General features: G+C 61.0%; 4 protein-coding genes. 1 reads left to right on the top strand and 3 read right to left on the bottom strand.

Features of this window, described 5'->3' with window-relative positions:
- Nucleotides 1-116 precede the first annotated feature (116 nt).
- The 3 genes from QMX91_RS30570 to cynS all read right to left on the bottom strand — a co-directional run bounded on the left by QMX91_RS30570 (nucleotide 117) and on the right by cynS (nucleotide 1,576).
- Nucleotides 117-776 carry a carbonic anhydrase gene (locus tag QMX91_RS30570; RefSeq protein WP_096796352.1) on the bottom strand — a complete coding sequence of 220 codons (660 nt, stop codon included), beginning with the start codon at nucleotides 774-776 and terminating at the stop codon, nucleotides 117-119.
- Between the two features lie 12 nt (nucleotides 777-788).
- Complete coding sequence (locus tag QMX91_RS30565) at nucleotides 789-1,025, bottom strand: DUF2790 domain-containing protein (RefSeq protein ID WP_097090279.1); 237 nt, start codon at nucleotides 1,023-1,025, stop codon at nucleotides 789-791.
- A gap of 83 nt (nucleotides 1,026-1,108) precedes the next feature.
- Complete coding sequence (cynS, locus tag QMX91_RS30560; RefSeq protein ID WP_098964430.1) at nucleotides 1,109-1,576, bottom strand: cyanase; 468 nt, start codon at nucleotides 1,574-1,576, stop codon at nucleotides 1,109-1,111.
- 119 nt (nucleotides 1,577-1,695) lie between these two features.
- On the opposite strand from cynS, the gene cynR reads away from it, so the two are divergent.
- Entirely contained in the window at nucleotides 1,696-2,574 is an 879-nt protein-coding gene (gene cynR / locus QMX91_RS30555) for a transcriptional regulator CynR (protein WP_282413860.1), read from the top strand.
- The last annotated feature ends 97 nt before the right edge of the window (nucleotides 2,575-2,671 follow it).

Below are 2,671 nucleotides of genomic sequence, written 5' to 3'. Positions count from 1 at the left end.
GAGGGGATTTATCCCCGATGGGGCGCGAAGCGGCCCCAAGAGATCGGGCCTGCTGCGCAGTCCATCGGGGATAAATCCCCTCGCCACAAGTTCCTCTTCACCTCAGCGGATTTGTATCAGGCGGCTGCGCTGGCGTTTGCCTGAACGGCGCACGTCGCCGGCTGCTCAGCCAGCGGCACAAACGTGCGCCGATCCGCCGCCAGCGCATCGATCGAACCGGTCTCGATGTCATACACCCAGCCATGCAGGTTCAGCAGGCCCTTCTCCTGGGCCAGACGTACGCTCGGGTGGGTCTGAATATTCGCCAGTTGCGCGATCACATTTTCCCGCACCATCGAACTCAATTTCGCCGCGTCATTGGCATGCGGCCGCGCCTCGTTCACCACTTTCGCCGACTCGGCATGTTGCAGCCAGCCGCTGACGGCGGGCAGGTGATCCATGCATTTGCATTGGGCAATCGCGGTCATCGCGCCGCAATCAGAGTGGCCGCAGATCACGATGTCCGTCACCCCAAGCACCGCCACCGCGTACTCCACCGTTGCCGAAACCCCGCCCGGATGCGGGCTGTAGGACGGCACGATATTGCCTGCGTTACGGATCACGAACAGCTCGCCGGGTTCTTGCTGGGTCAGCAGTTCCGGCACCACGCGGCTGTCGGAACAGGTGATGAACAAGGTGCCCGGGGTTTGAGTGGTCGCCAAGTGCTTGAACAGCTCGGTGCGTTGCGGAAACGCCTCGTTCTGGAACTTCAGGAAGCCTTCGATCAGGTTTTTCATGGTGTTGTCCTCTCAGTTCGAACAGCCGGTGCCGAATTCGCTGTATTGAAGAATGTGTTTTGCGCCGTGGCTGTCGAGGTAGGTCATCTCGACCGGTACAACGCCGCAGACGTCGGCGACCGGGGTGATGTTCACGATTTCAGCAATATCCAGAGTCATGCCGTAGCGGTAGGCAATCGCCTCTTCATCAGCCTGGGCCTGGGCGGCAAGGCCGGCGAGCAGGGTCAGGGTCAACAGAATTTTGTGCATGGGGCAGCCTCCAGGCAGATGTGGTGACGACTTGGCAATTGAGGTTTGGATGGGCCCGCACACGGGGTGCGGGCCGGGGTGGATCAGAACGGACGCAGCGGCAGGAACTTGCCGTCAAGGGTAACCACGGCGCGGGAGCCGCCTTCCGGGTCTTCGACTTTCTTGATGTCGAGCTTGAAGTTGATGGCGCTGATGATGCCGTCGCCGAACTGCTCGTGAACCAGGGCTTTGAGGGTGGTGCCGTAGATCTGGATCATCTCGTGGAAGCGGTAGATGGTCGGGTCGGTCGGCACGCCGCTGAGGCTGCCGCGCAGCGGGATGATCTGCAGGGCGGCAACGGCGTCGGCGTCCAGTTCGAGTTTGTCGCCAACCACTTGCGCGGCGTCTTGTGGCAGTGGGTGCTGGCCGAGCAGGGCAGCGGTGACGTAGGCCAGGCTCAGGCCGGTGTCGTCGGCCAGATCCTGCCACGACAGACCTTTGCGTGCCTTGATGTCGAGAATGCGGGTGGTCAGGGCCAGGCTGGCATCGTTGTAGGCGTGGGACTGTTGCATGGTGTCACTCCTTTCAAGGTTGGCTTGCTGTGTGGGAGCCATCTTCTGCCGATTGATCCATAGCGTCCAAGACCGATATACAATGCTTCGCATAAGTCCTGCCTATAGATGGTGATCCCATGCTGCTGCGACATTTGCGATATCTGCTGGCCGTGGCCGATCACGGCGGCTTCACCCGGGCGGCGGAGGCGTTGCATGTGTCGCAGCCGACCTTGTCGCAACAGATCCGCCAACTCGAAGAAACTCTGGGGGTGGCCCTTTTTGATCGAGCTTCACGCACCGTTAAACCCACCGATGCCGGTGAGGCTTACATTGAGTGTGCGCGGCGCGTGCTGGTGGAGTTGGAAGCGGGCAAGCGGGCGTTGCATGACGTTAAGGATCTGTCGCGTGGGCGCTTGCGGCTGGCCATGACCCCGACGTTCATGGCCTATCTGGTCGGGCCGTTGGTACGTGATTTCGCCGCACGCTATCCGGGTATCCATCTGCAGATTTTCGAGCTGTCGATGGATGATATCGAGGCGGGGCTGGCGGACGATTCGCTGGACATCGCGATTGCCTTTACCCCGGTGCGCCACCCGGACATTGAGTGTATTCCGGCGTTTACCGAAACCCTGGGGATCATGGTCGGGCGCGAGCATCCGCTGTACGACAGCAGTGCGGTGCTGACATCGCGTGATCTTGCGCAACTGGATTTCGCCTTGCTGGCGCCAGATTTCATCACTCGGTTATCGATCGATGAGTATTTCCGTCAGCAGGGGATCACGCCGCAGGTGCGGATCGAGGTGAACTCGGTAAGTACGTTGCTGGAGGTGGTGCGGCATTCGCCGATGGCGACGATGTTACCCGAAGCGATTGCCAGCGAAGACCGGGCGTTGCGTCGCTTGAGCGTCGAGAACGAAGCGCCGCAGCGTGGGGCGGCGTTGTTGCGGCGGCAGAATAATTACCACAGTGCGGCGGCGCTGGCGTTTGTGAATCTGGTCCTGCAAACGAAAATCTGACCAACAACACAGCCCCCCTGTGGGAGCGGGCTTGCTCGCGAATGCGGTGTCTCAGTTGAGGTGATGGTGACTGACCCGGCCCATTCGCGAGCAAGCC

The organism is Pseudomonas sp. PS01299 (assembly GCF_029960145.1).
Classification (GTDB): Bacteria; Pseudomonadota; Gammaproteobacteria; order Pseudomonadales; family Pseudomonadaceae; genus Aquipseudomonas; species Aquipseudomonas putida_A.
Note: the sequence above shows the minus strand (reverse complement) of the source record. Positions and strands in the feature narration are given on the sequence as shown.